The organism is Chloracidobacterium validum (assembly GCF_018304825.1).
Classification (GTDB): domain Bacteria; phylum Acidobacteriota; class Blastocatellia; order Chloracidobacteriales; family Chloracidobacteriaceae; genus Chloracidobacterium; species Chloracidobacterium validum.
The window spans coordinates 228723-244715 of record NZ_CP072648.1; the positions used below are offsets into that span (position 1 = coordinate 228723).

The window sequence follows — 15993 nt, forward strand, 5'->3', positions numbered from 1 at the left end:
CATGACCGAAACCCAGGAAGCGAACTCAGGCGTTGAGGTAGGTCTCGGCGCAGGCCTCGACGGCGCGGGCCGTATCGAGCGTCAGCGCCCGTGCCACGAACTGTTCGGCGTCGCGTGCCGACAGTCGGCGCAACGTGGATTTGAAGCCCGGCAAGGCTGCCGGCGAGAGACTGAAGCGGCGAATTCCGAGTCCCAGAAGAGCAAAGGCGCAGGCCGGTTGAGCTGCCATCTCGCCACACATCGTCAGCGGCTTGTTGGCTGCGCCGGCCGCGGCGACGATGACTTTCAAGCTTGCCAGCACGGCCGGATGGAGCGATTGCTGCAAATAACTCACCCGTTCGTTGCCCCGGTCGCTCGCCAGCAGGTATTGGACTAGGTCATTGCTCCCAATGGAGAGAAAGTCGCTTTCCCGCGCCAACCGGTCAGCAATGAAAACGGCCGCGGGGGTTTCGATCATGGCGCCAAGCTCGATGTGTTTGGTCGGCAGGCCGACCATGCCGAGCGACGCGAGCGCCTCGTCGAGGAGTTGGCGCGCGGCTTGCAGTTCGCTCAAGCAGGTCACGCGAGGGAGGAGAATTCGTACCCGCCCAGTTTCGGCTGCGCGGATGATGGCCCGCAGTTGGGTGCGGGCCGTTGCCTGATGAGCAAGCCACCACCGGACGCCATGCAAGCCCAGAGCCGGATTTGGCTCAACCTCCCGGATGTCACTTGGCAAGGTGTCGCTGCTGAAGTCAAAGGTTCGAATCGTAACGATGTGGTCTGGCGATGCCGCCATGACTGCTTGGTACGCGGCGCATTGGGTGTCTTCATCCGGCAGGGCGTCGGCGTCGCTCGGCACGATGAATTCCGAGCGAAACAGCCCAATGCTCTGGGCCCCACAGCGTTCGATGCCGGGCAGTTCCGATTGAATTTCGATGTTGGCGAGTAAGTGGCAGGTGACGCCGTCGCGCGTGACGGCCGGCAAGCGGGCCGCGGTCAGTCCGTCCCGGCGCAGGCGCTGCTCGACCGCGCGGCGGCCAAGGTAAATGGTTTGGGTTGCGCGCCGGGGGTTGAGAATGACCTCGCCCTGCGAGCCATCCACGATGCAGGGCGTTCCGGGAACGCCATGATCGAGCGCCTCGCGCGCGCCGAAGACGGCCGGAATGCCAAGGCTCCGGGCAATGATGGCCGCATGCGTCATCACGCCGCCAGCATCCGTGACAATGCCGCTCAGGTTCGTCGGATCAAGCTCGGCCAGCATGGTCGGGAGCAAGTCCTCCGTAAAGAGGACGGATGGCACATCGAGGCTTGGCATCCGCATTGGCTGACCCGATAGAATCCCGATCAAGCGTTGTCCGACATCCCGGATGTCATCCCGCCGCTGACGGAGATAGCCGTCCTGAACCTTTTCAAAAGAAGCGAGCAAGTCCTCCACGGCCCGTTTGACCGCCCATTCAGCGTTGATCCGGTGGTGGCGGATGTTGTCTTCAATCGCCTGCGTCAAAACTGCGTCATCGAGCATGAGAATGTAGGGATCGAGCAAGTAGGCCGAACTTTGGCCGGCTTGCTCCCGAAAGTGCTGCTTGACGCTTTCCAGATGGCGCCTGGCGCGCTGCATGGCGCGCTTGACGCGCTCGATTTCCAGGGCGACCCGATGTGGTAAGACGTTGATAAAGAGCGGGGGACGATGCTGTGGCACAAGCCGCGTGACTTGTCCAAAGCCGACGCCAGGCGCGGCCGGCGATCCCGTAAATTGGAGTTCGGCGTCAGTTAGCGGACTAGAAGACATGGGATGACTCCTGGGTTTCCGTAAACAGCGCCACCACGGCCGCCAGCGCCGCCCGTTCATCTTCCCCTTCGGCGCGGATGACGAGCCGTGTTCCGTGGGACGCGGCCAGGAACATGACGCTCAGAATGCTACTGGCGTCCACAAACGACAGATCATCCATGCGCCGAATGAGGATGCGGCTTTTGAACTGACTGGCGACTGTCACGAGCCGGGCTGACGGACGCGCGTGCAGTCCAAGCGGATTGCTGACGGTGACAAGGCATTCGAGGGACATTGGGGCGATCCAGACGCGGCCGCAGGTGGGGACGCAACGATGCAGGGAATGAAGTGGCAATCAACTGGCGAAGCGGAACCTAGTTGGCCTGTGCCTTGACCAACTCACTCGCCAAGTGGATGTTTTTGCGTCCTTGTTCGGTGACGCAGCGGGCAATGTCGAGCAGCCCCCAGTCAGAGGGAGAGGTTGCCAGCTTGATCACCATCGGTAAGTTGACGCCGGTGACGATTTCGACCCGCGTCGCTCCGGTATAGGTCATGACCAAGTTCGTTGGCGTGCCGCCGAAAAGGTCGGTCAGCAGCAGCACTCCGCTGCCTTGGTCGGCTTCTGCAATGGCGCGTTCAATGACGCCGCGGGCCGTGTCAACGTCATCATGCCAGTCAATGGAAACGGCGCGGACGTGACTGATGTCGCCAACAATCATTTCCGCCGCGTGAAGCAGCTCGGTGGCGAGTTGTCCGTGGGTAATGATGACACCGCCGACACGGGGCATGGCAAAACCATCCTATGTTGTTCAGGAAATATCGCGGCCCGGAAAATAGCAGCCGGTAAAACCCATGACGCGGGCCACGCTCAGTAACGACGCGCCACGAAGAAGGCTTTATATAGCATAGCTTCACCGCCTTGACGAGTCCGTTGCCGTGTCGCTGGTTTCAAGGCAGGGTTTCTGGCATCGCGCGTAGGGCCTGCGCGGCGCGGTCGTCTGACTGGCGCTCCAGTCCCAGTCGGGCGGCCCGGCGCACGACTGGGGAGGCGTCACGGATGGCATCCAGTAACAGCGGCAACACATCCGGGTTGCCGTCTTCGCCAAGCCGCTGAAGCAACACGGCCCGGACGGCCGCATCACTCCGCGTCACGGCCTGACGCAACAGGTTCCGGCCCGGATCGCCGCACGCCAGCAGCGCGTCGGCTAGCTCGTCCAGGGTGACGGTGAACTCACCTGCCTGGCGCGCCAGCAGGGGCGCCAGCGCCGCGACATCGCCAAGTCGTCCAAGGGCTTCGACGGCGGCCGACCGCACCTGCGCGTCGGCATCGGCCAGCGCCTCACGTAAGACGGTTCGGCTTTCGGGATTGGGTGGCAGCCAACCCAGAACCCGCATGGCGTCCGCGCGCAGCCGGGGCTGCTTTGAGCGGGCGCGTTTCACGGCACTTTCCCGTGCCGTCTCGCCAAACGTGCCAATCGCGCGCGCCAGCCACCACCGGGCTGAAAAACGGTTTTCGCTGTCCAGTCGCCGCAAGAGCGCGTCAAGCGTTGGTTGATCCTGGTAAGCTGGCAGTAGCGCGGCCGCCAGGGCGCGCGCGCTGGGATCGGGCGCATCGAGCTGCCGGAGGAGTGCCTCGCGCGCCGCCTCTGGGGCTAGCTGCTGCAAGACCTCGTAGGCCCCATACCAACCGCGCGGCTCCCGCCGTTCAACCAGCCTCAGCAGCGCATCGGTTGGTGCGGCAGCCAACTTCAGGAGCGACTGCCGCGCATAAAACCGAACGAGTGCCGAGGCGTCCCGGAGCGCTAGGGCCAGCGCCGGTGGAATGCGTGCATCATTGCAATCCCCAAGCGACCGGGCCGCCGCCGCCCTAACCCGCCAGTCCGGGTGCTCCAGCGTCGTCAGCAACGGTGCCATCGCCGCCGTTGACTGTGTCTTGGCCAGTGCGGTGACGACCTCGCTCACAAGCAGGGCATCCCGCTCACGGAGCAGCGGCAGCAGCGCGGCTGCCGCCCGTTCATCGCCAACCTCACCCAGCGCGGTCGCTGCTTGCAACCGCAGGGCCGGCTCCCGGTCTTGCAACAGTCCGGCCAGGAACGGCACCGCTTCCGCCCGACGCATTCGCCCCAGCGCTGCCGCGGCCGCCAACCGCACCACGAGCGGTTCGGTATGCCGGAGGCGGGCCGCCACCGGGTCCAGGGCCGAGGCATGGCCAAGGCGTCCCAAGAGGCGCAGGGACTCGACGCGCAGCCCGATGTTCGGCGAATCCAGGTTGGCCAGGAGTCGCGCCGGCGTTACCCCAAGGCGCTCCAGCGTGGTTGCCGCCGCCGCCTGGATGGATGGCGTATCGTCATCGAGCGCCTCAAAAAGCAGTTCGACGGCGCGCGCGTCGCCAAGTTGACCAAAAGCGGCCATGACGGCGTGCTGGGTTGGTTGGTCGCCGGAAGCAAACAACTGCCGCAGGGTTTCAAAGGCCTTGGCGTCGCCCAACTGTCCCAGCCGAAGCGCCACGTCCACCCGTGCCAGCGGACTGAGTCCGGGGTCAGCGAGCTGGGCGTTGAGCGCGTCGGTCGTCAGACCGAGTTTTTCCAGTGCTGGCTCGATGGCCGGGACGCGCGCCTGCCGTGCCGCCAACAACAAGGGCGCGACCTGATCGCGGTCAAGCGACGCCAGAACCTCCACGTAGGCCGCCCGCGCAGCAGCCGGCGGGTCACCTTTCAGCCGCTCGATGATGGCTTCCACCGTTTCACGGGTTGGGCGCGCGCGCAGGGTCGCCGTGAAAAAGGGCTGAATTTCGGCATCCAGGAGCGGCAGCGCATCGAGGGTCTCTGCCAGTGGGGCCTGCGCACCATAGGCCGCCCAGGCCTCGGCTGCCGCCAGCCGGTGCAGCGGCGATGCCGACTGCACCATCGTCAGGAGAACGGCGCTTGCCCGCGTTTCTGGCACTTGTGCCCAGTCCTGCAAAAGCCGCAACTGCGTTGGCGCATCAAAGCGTGCGAAGTCTTCAATGACGCGCGCGCCAAACGACTGGTCGCCGGTGCGATACCAGGCTAGGGCAAGGCTACGGTCAAGTTCTGCGTCCTGCCCAAACCAGCCCGCCAGCTTGGAAACCAGTGTTTCCAGCCGCAAGCGCCCCACGTGCCTGGCCACCAGCCGTTTTTCATCGAGCGTCAGGGGCTTTTCGATGAGCTGCGTCAGAACCGGCGCAACCAGCGTGTCATCGAAGCCCTCCAGCGCACCGAGCGCAACGGCGCGGAGGACGCTGGGTTCAGCTTCGGTTGCCCGTGCCACGAGCGGAAAGCCGGCCGCATCACCGACTTGCCCAAGGGCAACGATGATCCGGGCCTGGTTATCCCAGTCTTCGCGGTCGAAACGCGCCACGAGCGCCGGAACGGCCGCAGAACAACGCTGTTGCCCAAGCCTCTGAATGGCGCGCGCGCGAACGTACCAGTGCGGGTCATCCAGGGCAGCGGGCAGCGCTGGAGCACATGGCTCGGTGTCCGCCAGGGCGGCTGCCCGCTTCGGCCAATCATCTAGGTCGGATGCGACCTGGGCCGTCACCGGACCGGCAAGCCCAGCGGTGAGTCCGAGCAGACCCCAGGCAAGTACCCATCGGCTACGCATGGCGCAATCCATCCACCGGATGCAGCGTGGCCGCCCGCCAGGCTGGATAGATGGTTGCCAGCAGGCTCATGCCAAGCGCCACGCCGAGCACGGTCAAGGTATCCCATACCGAGAAACGAAACGGCACGGATGAAATGGAATAAATCCGCTCATCGAGCTGAATGAGGGCATAGTGATCGCAAACAAGCGCCGTCGCTGCACCGAATGTTCCCCCCAGCAGCGCGCCGGCCAGCCCTAGGGCGAGTCCCTGGGCGACGAAGATGAGCAGCACGGCGCGCGGCGTCGCCCCCATCGCCCGCAGAATGGCGATGTCGCGGCGCTTTTCCGTGACCAGCAGGACCAGCGTCGTCACGATATTGAGCGCAGCAACCAGAATGACCAGCCCGATGACCACGGCAAAGGCCAGGCGTTGGAGGTTGAGTGCTGCGAAGGCGGTCCGGTTCAGCGTCGCCCAGTCTTCAATGACGTAATCCGCGCCAAGCTGGGCTTGCAGGGCGGCGGAAACCTGGCGGTACGTCTGGAGGTCGTCCAGCATCACCTGGAGCACGGTGCCTGGTGACGCTTCACCGGTGAGCCGCTGGGCGGCGTCGAGGGAGATGTAGGCCCACGCGGAATCGTATTCATACAACCCAGACTCAAACAATCCGACGACGCGGAAGGTGTAGGCGGTGGGCAGTCGTCCAAATGGCGAAAGCTCGCCACGGGACTGCGGAAGCAGTGCCTCGACCACATCGCCCACGTGCAGGTTGGCTTCTTGCGCCAGGCGCTTGCCCAGAATGACGCCATCCAGTTCGGTGCCGTCCGGGCCGCGGGTCGGGGCAAGGTCAGCCAGTCGGCTGCCGTCGCGCAGCGTCCGCGTCAGCTCGAGTGCGTCGGGCGACTCCGTGAGGTCAACCGCCTTGAGCACGCTGGCGGCTGACCGTGACCCGCTCGAAAGCAGCGCCTCGCGGTAGGTGGTCACCGTGGCCGACCGCACTCCCGGTAAGCGCGTCACCTGGATTTTCAAGTCGCCCGGGTTTTCGAGCGGCCGTCCACCGCGCCGCAGCACGTTGAGGTGGGCGGTGCCGGCCAGGATTTTGGCCTGTAGTTCGGCTTCCATCCCACTTTGAAAGGCCAGCACGGCCGTGAGCGCCCACACGCCAACCGTGATGCCAATCACGGCCAGCCCAGCCACGATGGAAAGCGCAGCTCGCCGCCGTGCGCGGGTGTAGCGCCACGCGATGAACCACACATAACCCATGGGACGCCCCTCGTGTGCCGCCCTTACTTTGTCTCCGCCGTTTGATCGCGCTGGAGCTTCGCATCAATCCGGTTGATTTCTTCGGGGTCGGTCGCCAGGCTGCGCGCCAGCTTCCACTGCCGCCGCGCGCCTTCCAAGTCGCCCATGCGTTCCAGCACATCGCCTAGGTGGTCGTTCAGGGTGGCGTTGCGCCGGTCGTAGCCAAGCGCCTGTTCGATATACTGCTTGGCGAGGTCAAGCCGGTTCTGCTTGAAATAGACCCAGCCCAGGCTGTCGAGAAAAGAACTGTTGGTCGGCTCGATGTTGACGGCGCGCTGCACGAGTGTCAGGGCTTCATCCAGGCGCTCGTTGCGCTCGGCCAGAAAGTAGCCCAGGTTGTTGAGCGCCGTTGGGTTGTCCGGGTCGAGGGAGAGCGCCGTCCGCAACAGTTGCTCGGATTCGGCGTATTGCTTACGGCGTTCGAGAATGGAACTCAACGTGACCAAGTAGGCAATGTTTTTCTCATCGTAGCGAACGGCCTGCCGCGCGGATTGCTCGGCATCCTCGAAGCGGTTGGCGTCACTGAGGACGATGGCTTTCATCTGCGCGACTTCGCCGGAGTCCTCGACTTCTTCGGAGAGCTTTTTCAGCTCCTTCATCGCTTGGTCAACCTGTCCTAGACGGGAGAGTACCTGGGCTTCGAGGTAAGCAAACTGCCGCTCGCTGGGAAATCGCTGCCGAGCGCGACGCACGGCCTTGAGCGCATCTTCGTGCTTGCCTTCATTGCGCAGCCCCTCGATGACGAGGAGATCGGCGAGTGTGCTCTCCGGTCCCAGCAGTCGCCGCATGCGCTCATACGTGGCGTTTTCCTGGTCGGGCTTGCCGGCCGCTTTGTGGGCCGCCGCAATACGCATCAGAATAAGCTCGGCACGCTCACGCTGGCTCTCGCTCACCGAGTTGTCGGGGTTGGAAACACTGCGCAGCGCCGCCTCATAGGCGTCAACGGCTTCACTCATGCGACCTAGTTCAACCAGTGTTTCAGCGAGCGCGTACTGTTGGGCAAGTGTCTCGGTGACATCTTGACCGGCCAGCGCCTGGCGCAGGGTCTTGACCGCTTCCTCGCGGCGGCCACTGCGCCGCTGCACCTGAGCCAGAATCGAAAGCGCTTCTGGATGGTTGGGGCGCTCAGACAAAATTCGCCGCACCTGTTGTTCGGCGTCAGCATAGCGCCCGCCACGCATCAACGCCTCGGCATAGCTGAGAATGAGCCGAAGGTTGTTACCGTTTTCTTCGAGCAACTCCTTGAGGACTTCAATGGCTTCCGTCGTTTGCCCGGAATAGAGCAGGGCCTGGGAAAGCTGGTAGCCCCACTGGGGATTTTCACCGCTCAGGATGTAGGCCTGCCGGGCCGTGCTGGCGGCGTCCCGGTAGCGGCGTTTGCGAAAGTAGAGCTCCGTTGCTGCGGCAAACTCCTCCGGCCCACCCTGATTGGCCCCGATCAACTTGGCATAGGATGAAAGCGCGTTTTCCGTATCATTCAAGTCCCGGTAAAGCCGTCCCAGCAGGCGGTGCACATCCAAGTTGAGTGCATCCAGCTTGGCGACGGTTTCAAAGGCAGCGACCGCTTCACGTGCTTTTTCTGGATTGAGCGAAGCGCCCAGCGCCTGAGCATAGAGCAAGCGCCCAAGCAACCAGTGCGCCATGGCGTCCTCTGGATCGAGCGCCACGGCCTGCCGGGCGTGGACTTCGGCTTCACGCAAATTTCGCCCTTCAAGGTAAAGATTCCCTAACTCGACATGGGCGGCAGCCGCGCCAGGGTCAAGCTTCAGCACCTCTTTGAATGCCTCAATTGCGTTGAGCGGGTCTGCCTGCGCAATGTAGCGCCGCGCCTGCAAAAATTTCTCATAGGCCTGAATCCGCTGCTCGCGCGTTACCTCCGTCCCTGACTGGTCTGCCGTCCGCGACTTCTCCACCGGTGGCTTGGGTGACGGTTTGGGAGACTGTTGGGGCGCGGCCAGCACGGTCATCGAACCGGCCGTAATCAAGCAGCTCGAAAGCAATCTGGTGATAAATAGAACGGGCATGGCAGTGAAGCTCCGAGAAAAGTGGAGAGAAAACAGGGGCGAACAAAACCGTGAGTCCGTTGACTCCGTAACGCCATACGGCGGCGTGCCGTTGCGGTTTATAAATCTAACCGACTTGCCGAAGCATGGGAATGACTCAACGTGGGCTTGGCCGAAGAACTGCTCAACGGCGTCGCCCGCATCCCGAACAGGTCATGACGCCCAAAGCGGTCGGTGGTTCAGTTTTCACGGTCTCGACGATTTTCCGAAAAGCGATGACCGTCCAGGTCTAGGCGCGGGGGGCTAGTCAGGTCCTTGGCACGAGGCCAGGCGGACACTTCACGACTGCGTATCAGATATGCGTATCATCAGATATGCGTATCAGATAGCGGAAACATCAGATGGCGGAAACTCGCGCCGAATATACTCAAGAAAGTCCGCTAACCCCAGAGCGTGAAAGTCGTGGGTAAAAATGTCGTGAACCTGGGGGTCGGCAAAGGCCGCGCCGCCAATAACGATACGTGCCGCATGCTGGCGCGCCACACGGTAAAAATGCCCGTAGTCGCGACGCAGCCGCTCCAAGTCGTGAACGATGGTCGCTGAAATACAGACCAGTTGGGGCGAAAACCGCTGTACGGCATCGGTAAAAGAAAACAACGGTGTGTTCGGGCCAAGCGAGAGGACGCGCCAGCCCTCGGTCTCAAGCACTTCAACCACCAAGTGCAGGGCGATTTGGTGCAAATCGCCCTCTGGACACCCGCACAGCGCCAGTCTCCCGTGACTGGGGGCGCGTGGTAACTGCCGGTGTAAATGTTCGGTGGCGGCAAGGGTCACTTGCGAAGCCAAGTGTTCTTCCCAGATGTTGAGTTCGCCACGCCGCCAACGCTCCCCAATCAGGTGCAAGACCGGCGTCAGGATGCGCTCGCTTAGCTCGATGGTGGAAATCCCGCTCTGGTAAGCCTGCTCCAACAACGCCACCCCGGCGGCTTCGTCCCCGGATACCGCCGCGTCATAGTAGAGGGTCTGCAATGCCGGCCAATCGCGTCCGGCCAGGGCTTGCGCGAGCTGGGTCAGTCCGGCCGTCGCTTGACTCCGACCTGCGCCGTCCGCGTTCTGGAGCAGTCCGCCGGCTCGTTGGAAGTCGAGCAGGGCTTGCAGGGTAAAGCGCCGGTGGCCGCCAGGGGTGCGCACACAAGACAGTAGCCCACTGTCGCTCCACCGTTTGACCGACGACTCGCTGACCGCCCACATCTTGGCGACCTCTGCGGTGGAGTACGTCTGGCTCTGACTCAAGGTCGGCTCAGTAGCGCGTTTTGGACGAGGCACGAATAACTCCCTGATCTTGACAAGATGGGCGTTTTGAGCGTTTCAGGGGAAGTGGCTATACTGTAAGTTACTTGGAGAACTTTGGTCAAGTCATCGCTAGTATTTAGCTTTTATTTTACAAATCACTTGTTTTGTTAGTTTTAGCTTTGAGAGTCGCGGTCTTGTAGGTTTGTCTCGGTAAAATTTTCATCAATTGGCTTGACTGTTTTGGTCGTTTTTCTGTATGCTTCCGATTGTAAGCCAAACCACGGCGCTTGACGCCGGCAGGAATGGCTCAGGTATTTGAGAGCTTGGCGCGCATCGCTCTTGTTTGGAGGCTTGGAACGACGACTCCGGGGGGAGTTTTCAGGTCTCTCGACGCTTGGGGGGTTGCGGTGCGCGTCAAAACTTAGGGAGTCAGCCAAAGGCTGACTTGGCAAGCTAGGGTTATCCAGACGACATAGCCCTAGCGGCGCGGAAGCAAGCCGCTCGTTCGTCGTAGCTACACTTGGTTTGGTGAGCTTGCTTCATGTAGGATGGCACAACAGGTTCCCGTACGGCCAGTCTCCAAAGGCATGCTCATGACATCACTCAAGCTTCGGGCGGCAGCCGCCGCGACGCGCTTTGCTCTGCGGTATCCACGCTTGACTTGGTGGGCCGCGCGGCGGATTGCGCCGCTGGCAGCCTGGTTGTTACGCCGCTTTCGGCGGTTTCGCCCAGCGCCAGAGGCACACTTGGTGGCCGAACTCACGCAGGAACTCAAACAAGCCACGGTGGGGGGCGACATTGATTGGCAGGACGTGCATACGCTCGGTGAGTTGTGTATTCGCCAGCGCGACTATGCGGGCGCTGCTCAACACTTTCAGCGCATTGCGGCCGCGGCCGCCGTGGATCGTGAACTCGTGGACCGTGAGCTTCAGCGTTCAGCCGCGTCCTGGCTTGGGCGAGCACTGGAGTACGCAGGCGACACCCAGGGCGCGCGCGTCGCTTATTACAACTACCTACGCGACTTTCCTGAGATAAGTAGCTTTGAGCGACAGCGGTTGGAACGTCGCTTGGCTGACTTGAGCGCGCTGCCACGCGCTCTTGATGCAGGCGCGGTCAATGACCGACTCCCCCTGGCGACGGCGTCGACATCGGACGACCGTCCAAGCCGAATTTCTGTCGGGAGACGTACATCATGATATCAGCGCCCGCCAATCTGGCGACCGCCAACGGCCTTTCCATCGCCTCAACCGGAACCACCATACCGGTGGCTTTTGCGCCACTCGTGGAGCGGGTTCACGCTATCGCTCAAGTCATTGACGCAGCAATTGCGGACGACCTGGAAGAAGTCACCCAGCCGGAGCTGCGGCAGGCAGTCACCTATCTCTTCGAGGGTAAGGGCAAGCGCCTACGCCCATTTTTGGTCATCACGACGGCCGAGGCCGCTGGGGGGCGGTTTGAAGACGCGATTCCTCCGGCGCTGGCGGTCGAGTACCTTCACAATCTTTCCCTCATCCATGACGACATGATGGATGGCAGTACCGAGCGGCATGCGCAGTCCACACTGCACACGCGCTTCGGACTCAATCTTTCACTCTTGGTGGGCGATCTGCTCTATGCCAAGGCGGTCGAGCAGTCGGCGCGGATTCGCCGTCACGCGCTGCGGATGGTTCACGTGCTAGGGCAGACGGCCAAGCAGATGTGCTACGGGCAGTTTGATGACTTGAACTTCGAGCGACGGCTTGACCTCGATGTGGAAGATTACCTTCGGATGGCATCCCGGAAAACGTCTGCGCTGTATCGCGCGAGTTGTCTTTTCGGCATGCTGACCGCCGACGCTGACGAGGCAGACCTGCTCGCCATGGCTACCTTCGGAGAAAAAATCGGTACCGCGTTCCAAATTTGGGATGACGTGCTCGATTTACAGGCTGACCCACTGCGTTTGGGGAAGCCCATCGGACTTGATATTCGGGACGGTAAAAAGACCCTCATTGTCATTCACTTTCTCAAGCATGCCAGCCCAGCCGCGCGTGGGCGGTTCCTGAAACTGCTCGGGAAGCGCGATCTCAACGGTGAACTGGCCGAAGCCATTAGCTTGCTTGAGGAAACCGGCTCGATTGACTTTGCCCGCAAGCTGGCAATTGACCATCTTATCGAGGCCAAACAGCACCTTGCCGTCCTGCCAGACAGTCCGCATCGGGTGTTGCTCAACCTGTATGCCGATTTCATGTTGCAGCGCCGGCACTAGCGCGGACTGAGCCAATCATCACCTAAACCAAGGCGGGGCTTACTTGGGTGCCAGTCCAGGTAAGCCCCGCCTTCTAGGTTATAGACCAAAGCCGGCACATGCCTAGGCCGGCGTTGCGTTGAGCCGTGTTGGGCGATACAGCCCCAGCAGGGCCCGGGTCAGGTGATAGAAGTTCTTGCTCATGATGCGGACGCCATCCAGCATCGGCATGCGCACCAGTGTCTTGTACATGTAGGACTGGAAGGTAAGGTCCTGCACGCCACGGTCGCGGCAAATGGCAACGAAGGCTTCCCGGCGAGCGTCGTTCTTATAGTAGATGTTTTGCATCAGCTCCAAAAACCGGAACGTTGCCCCATACTTTTTCAGAAACGCTTTTTGATACGCTCGGTAGAGTTTCGCCGCCCGCAAGTCGGACCGGCATTCGAGCAGTGCCTGGGCCGCCATCTCGCCGCTTTTCATGGCGTAAAAAATGCCCTCGCCTGAGCTTGAAGCGACCAGCCCGGCTGCGTCGCCGACCAGTGCGACGCGGTTCGTAACCCACCGGTCATAGGGCCGCAGTGGAATGGGTGCGCCTTCACGCAGCGTTGGACGCTCTGCAATGCCGAGGTGACGCTTGAATGCTTCAAGGTGGCCCTTGAGGTTGGCGCTGCGAATTGCCGTGCCGGTACCAATCGCCACGTGATCAGCCTTGGGAAAGACCCAGCCGTAGAAATCGGGCGAATACTGTCCATCGTAGTAGATTTCGCACCGTTCATTGAGACGGCGCGCCGTTTCTGTATCGAGCGCAAATCGCTCTTGGACGGCTGCCGCCACGAGTCCGCCGCGGTGCAGGTCGAATGTTCGGGCGACGAAGGAATTGGCTCCATCCGCGCCGATGATGGCATCGGCAACCAAGGTTTGGCGGGTTCCCCCGGTCGTGGTGCAGACGACGGTTGCGCCGCGCTCGGTCGCGTCCACGTTTTCGACGCGGCCTTCGATAACCAGCGCGCCATGGTTTCCGGCGCGTTGGCGGAGGAAAGCGTCAAACGCTTCGCGGCAGACCATACCAACGTAACCATTCTGGATGTCCATGGTCACGGCGCGCCCGGATGGCGCATAGACGGCAACGGCTGAAACTCGGCGCTGGATGAGTCGCTCAGGGATGTCGAAATCTCTCACCAACACCGGGGGGATAGCTCCGCCACAGGGCTTGATGCGGGAAAAGCTCTTTTCGATAAGGACGGTTTCGACCCCGGCGCGGGCCAGGGTGTCTGCCGCTGTCGCTCCGCCCGGGCCCCCTCCGCACACAATCACTCGCATAGTTGCTTCCCCCAGACCTTGGAGATATGAGCTGACCGCCGCCGCCGGATGCGTCTCCCGGTTCGGCAAAACAGCGCCGCGGAGACGACTCAACGTGTGTAACGCCACAGAGAAAAGCGGTTGAAAGGCGCAACGTACATTTGCTCGTTCCCACTCAACTCGGACACGTCATCGCTCCCAAAACAAGTCAGACGCTTTCTCGTTTCACAGCTTCATCCAATTTGCAGGGAAGGAAGCGTCTGCTTGCTGCGTCCCCACTCAACAAGGACACGCTCCTCCCTGCAAACCCGGCCGCACTTGCACGCTCTTTGAGCCAAGTGCGGCTGTTTTCCGCAAGTCAATTTGCAGGGAAGGAAACGTCTGCTTGCTGCGTCCCCACTCAACAAGGACACGCTCCTCCCTGCAAACTCGGCCGTATCGGGTGCGCTCAACCAGCGCGATACGGACTTCATCTCATTGTCAACGCGCGCGCTTTCGTTAGCTTGCGCTGACAGCGTCAGCCAGATGCTCGACGCCGTGGCGGTCATCCCGCCGTTTTTGATTTCGCTGAGGCGTCGCCCGCCCCATCAACAACAATAGGCAGGCGGTGGCCACCAAAGCCAAGGCTTCGAGTGCGAAAACGCCTTGGTACGCTAATCCGATTTTCCCAGTGATGAGTTCCAGTCCGGCGCGGCCTACACCGGCGGTCAACCCGGCCACCCCTTGCGCGACAGCCTGGGCAATGCCCCAGACCCCAAGGTAGGTCGCGGCTTGTCCAGGGCGGGTCATGTCCATCATCATGGAGAGCGCCCCAACCGCAAAAATGCCGTTTCCCATCCCTAGGGTGAAGACCCCTATGCGCAGCATCCCGGTGCCCAGATCGGCGGCGGCGATCACCAGTCCCAGTCCCAGCGTACTCAACACCGCGCCAATCAATGCCATGTTTTTCTGCGAGAGTTGGTGGGCCAGGATAAAGCCAGCCAAGAGCATCGAGATGAGGGTTGCCCCACCCCACATGGGCTGCAAGCGGGTGGTGTCGGCCAGCGACATCTGAAGCACTTGCGCGCCATAGGGTTCGAGCAGCACGTCCTGGGCGTTGACCCCAAAAATGCCAAGCGTGATGACGGCAAAGAACAGCTTCGAGTCACGGTCAGCGGTCATGATGGCGATGGTTTCGCGCAGCGTTGGCGGTGTTTCGTCGTCCGTCGCCGCTTGGTGGTGGCGCGGCTCCATGCCAATGATGGCGACCGCTGCCAGCACGATGGAAATGCCAACAACGGTGTAAAATAGCCTTCCAAGCACTTGGTCAAGGGCCGCCGCGTCCAGGGTCGTCACATCCGTGGAAAGCTTCGACAGGTTCAGATCAAAGTACTTGGCAATGACGATACCGGTGGTCACGATCCCAAAGGCCACCATCATGAACCAGGCAACCGAAATCGTCCGCGCGCGGTATGGACCAGAAAGGTCGCTCATCAGCGCCAAGTACGGGACAGACGCGGTGTTGAGTCCCAGTCCCCAGAGCGCAAACGCCACCGCGCACGCGAGGCTGCCCCAGACCGGCTGGGTGCGAATCCACTGCGCGCTGTGCAAGATAAGGATGAGTGAGCCAAACGCAACGGCCATGCCCCCGACAATGTAGGGTGTCCGCCGGTATCCCCAGAGCGGCTTGGTGTCTGACGCATACCCGGCGAGTGTTCGCATCGGGCAGACGACATAGTGCATGCACACAAACAGGCCAACCAGCGCCGCATTGATCTGCCACTCACTAATCAGCACCCGGTTGAGTACGCCAAAGACAAGTAGGGCGTTCATGCCAACGGTGACATTGAGGAGTCCCAGTCGAATCGTAGCCAGTAACGACAATGGTGGTCTAGCCGGAGATGACATTCGTTCTCTGCTCAGCCCTTTTGTTCGGTGGAGGAAACATCAACCATCTGCTACCAACCTACTTTCAACTTGGCATAAGTCAAAATGAAAGTGTGTTCTTACGCACAAAGCTTTTCAGCGGCGACGTTCGAGCTGGTTTCTTACTGGCTGGGGTTTCTGGAGCAAGTGTCTGCCTACGCACTTGAGTTATGGAAGGCCTTGGCGTAAGAAAAAAGCAACTGGATTGTCTCCAGTGGTTGCTGCGTCCTCGACATTTTCTGAAGTCCTGCCTGGGATGTTCTGACCTATGGCCGTTACGATTGAACTTTCATCCGTGTATCTCCCCTTGACTGAAAACAACCGTGCTGTTCCGGTTGAAGCGACGACGGTGGGCGAGGCACTCCGAAAACTGACCGACAAGTACACCAAGCTCGGCAAAGAGATTTACACCGGACGCGGGCTTCGTCAGCCGACCGTCAGCATTTATGTCAATAGCCGTGACATCAACACCCTGGAAGACATCAACACGCGCCTCGAAAACGGTGATGTCGTTACGGTTGTGCCTTCGGTAGGGTGGAAGCGCCCCTACGGCACAATTTGAGGTGTGAAGTCACCGGAAGTGCGTGCCGGGTGGCGTGACGCCCTGAGATCACACCTGAGA

Annotated in this window: 12 protein-coding genes; 3 read left to right on the plus strand and 9 right to left on the minus strand. The window is 61.5% G+C overall.

Translation table 11 applies throughout. The features are described from left to right. Positions 1-25: 25 nt before the first annotated feature. The 7 genes from ptsP to J8C06_RS00980 all read right to left on the minus strand — a co-directional run bounded on the left by ptsP (position 26) and on the right by J8C06_RS00980 (position 9976). Entirely contained in the window at positions 26-1768 is a 1743-nt protein-coding gene (gene ptsP / locus J8C06_RS00950; protein WP_211428935.1) for a phosphoenolpyruvate--protein phosphotransferase, read from the minus strand. Continuing rightward, positions 1758-2042, minus strand: coding sequence for an HPr family phosphocarrier protein (locus J8C06_RS00955; RefSeq protein WP_211428936.1), 285 nt, complete (start codon positions 2040-2042; stop codon positions 1758-1760). The genes ptsP and J8C06_RS00955 overlap by 11 nt, the downstream gene beginning before the upstream one ends. Before the next feature lie 79 nt (positions 2043-2121). Further along, positions 2122-2535, minus strand: coding sequence for a PTS sugar transporter subunit IIA (locus J8C06_RS00960; RefSeq protein WP_211428937.1), 414 nt, complete (start codon positions 2533-2535; stop codon positions 2122-2124). A gap of 160 nt (positions 2536-2695) precedes the next feature. Further along, positions 2696-5368, minus strand: a complete 2673-nt coding sequence (locus J8C06_RS00965; protein WP_211428938.1) for a HEAT repeat domain-containing protein — start codon at positions 5366-5368, stop codon at positions 2696-2698. Continuing rightward, complete coding sequence (locus J8C06_RS00970) at positions 5361-6608, minus strand: ABC transporter permease (RefSeq protein WP_211428939.1); 1248 nt, start codon at positions 6606-6608, stop codon at positions 5361-5363. Before J8C06_RS00970 ends, J8C06_RS00965 begins: the two co-directional genes overlap by 8 nt. A 23-nt stretch (positions 6609-6631) precedes the next feature. After that, positions 6632-8671, minus strand: coding sequence for a tetratricopeptide repeat protein (locus J8C06_RS00975; RefSeq protein ID WP_211428940.1), 2040 nt, complete (start codon positions 8669-8671; stop codon positions 6632-6634). Between the two features lie 360 nt (positions 8672-9031). Then, the gene (locus tag J8C06_RS00980) at positions 9032-9976 is read right to left on the minus strand and encodes a B12-binding domain-containing protein (protein WP_211428941.1); all 945 of its coding nucleotides are present in this window, start codon (positions 9974-9976) and stop codon (positions 9032-9034) included. Between the two features lie 560 nt (positions 9977-10536). Between J8C06_RS00980 and J8C06_RS00985 the strand changes: the two genes are divergently transcribed. Beyond that, a complete protein-coding gene (locus J8C06_RS00985) occupies positions 10537-11139 on the plus strand; it encodes a tetratricopeptide repeat protein (protein WP_211428942.1) in 603 nt (200 codons plus the stop codon). After that, positions 11136-12188 carry a polyprenyl synthetase family protein gene (locus J8C06_RS00990; RefSeq protein WP_211428943.1) on the plus strand — a complete coding sequence of 351 codons (1053 nt, stop codon included), beginning with the start codon at positions 11136-11138 and terminating at the stop codon, positions 12186-12188. Before J8C06_RS00985 ends, J8C06_RS00990 begins: the two co-directional genes overlap by 4 nt. Before the next feature lie 102 nt (positions 12189-12290). Here the strand turns inward: J8C06_RS00990 and J8C06_RS00995 are convergent, their stop codons facing one another. Together J8C06_RS00995 and J8C06_RS01000 are read right to left on the minus strand one after the other, a co-directional pair. Beyond that, positions 12291-13487: a geranylgeranyl diphosphate reductase gene (locus J8C06_RS00995; RefSeq protein WP_211428944.1), complete on the minus strand. Its 1197-nt coding sequence runs from the start codon at positions 13485-13487 to the stop codon at positions 12291-12293. 477 nt (positions 13488-13964) lie between these two features. Then, entirely contained in the window at positions 13965-15353 is a 1389-nt protein-coding gene (locus J8C06_RS01000; RefSeq protein WP_211428945.1) for a BCD family MFS transporter, read from the minus strand. A gap of 286 nt (positions 15354-15639) precedes the next feature. Here J8C06_RS01000 and J8C06_RS01005 point away from each other — a divergent pair, with 286 nt between their 5' ends. Beyond that, a complete protein-coding gene (locus tag J8C06_RS01005; RefSeq protein ID WP_211428946.1) occupies positions 15640-15933 on the plus strand; it encodes a MoaD/ThiS family protein in 294 nt (97 codons plus the stop codon). Positions 15934-15993 lie beyond the last annotated feature (60 nt).

What these genes read in the sequence shown, in the direction of transcription:
- ptsP (WP_211428935.1), bottom strand. Translation starts at nt 1,768, where the DNA reads ATGTCTTCTAGTCCGCTAACTGACGCCGAACTCCAATTTACGGGATCG.
- J8C06_RS00955 (WP_211428936.1), bottom strand. Translation starts at nt 2,042, where the DNA reads ATGTCCCTCGAATGCCTTGTCACCGTCAGCAATCCGCTTGGACTGCAC.
- J8C06_RS00960 (WP_211428937.1), bottom strand. Translation starts at nt 2,535, where the DNA reads ATGCCCCGTGTCGGCGGTGTCATCATTACCCACGGACAACTCGCCACC.
- J8C06_RS00965 (WP_211428938.1), bottom strand. Translation starts at nt 5,368, where the DNA reads ATGCGTAGCCGATGGGTACTTGCCTGGGGTCTGCTCGGACTCACCGCT.
- J8C06_RS00970 (WP_211428939.1), bottom strand. Translation starts at nt 6,608, where the DNA reads ATGGGTTATGTGTGGTTCATCGCGTGGCGCTACACCCGCGCACGGCGG.
- J8C06_RS00975 (WP_211428940.1), bottom strand. Translation starts at nt 8,671, where the DNA reads ATGCCCGTTCTATTTATCACCAGATTGCTTTCGAGCTGCTTGATTACG.
- J8C06_RS00985 (WP_211428942.1), top strand. Translation starts at nt 10,537, where the DNA reads ATGACATCACTCAAGCTTCGGGCGGCAGCCGCCGCGACGCGCTTTGCT.
- J8C06_RS00990 (WP_211428943.1), top strand. Translation starts at nt 11,136, where the DNA reads ATGATATCAGCGCCCGCCAATCTGGCGACCGCCAACGGCCTTTCCATC.
- J8C06_RS00995 (WP_211428944.1), bottom strand. Translation starts at nt 13,487, where the DNA reads ATGCGAGTGATTGTGTGCGGAGGGGGCCCGGGCGGAGCGACAGCGGCA.
- J8C06_RS01000 (WP_211428945.1), bottom strand. Translation starts at nt 15,353, where the DNA reads ATGTCATCTCCGGCTAGACCACCATTGTCGTTACTGGCTACGATTCGA.
- J8C06_RS01005 (WP_211428946.1), top strand. Translation starts at nt 15,640, where the DNA reads ATGGCCGTTACGATTGAACTTTCATCCGTGTATCTCCCCTTGACTGAA.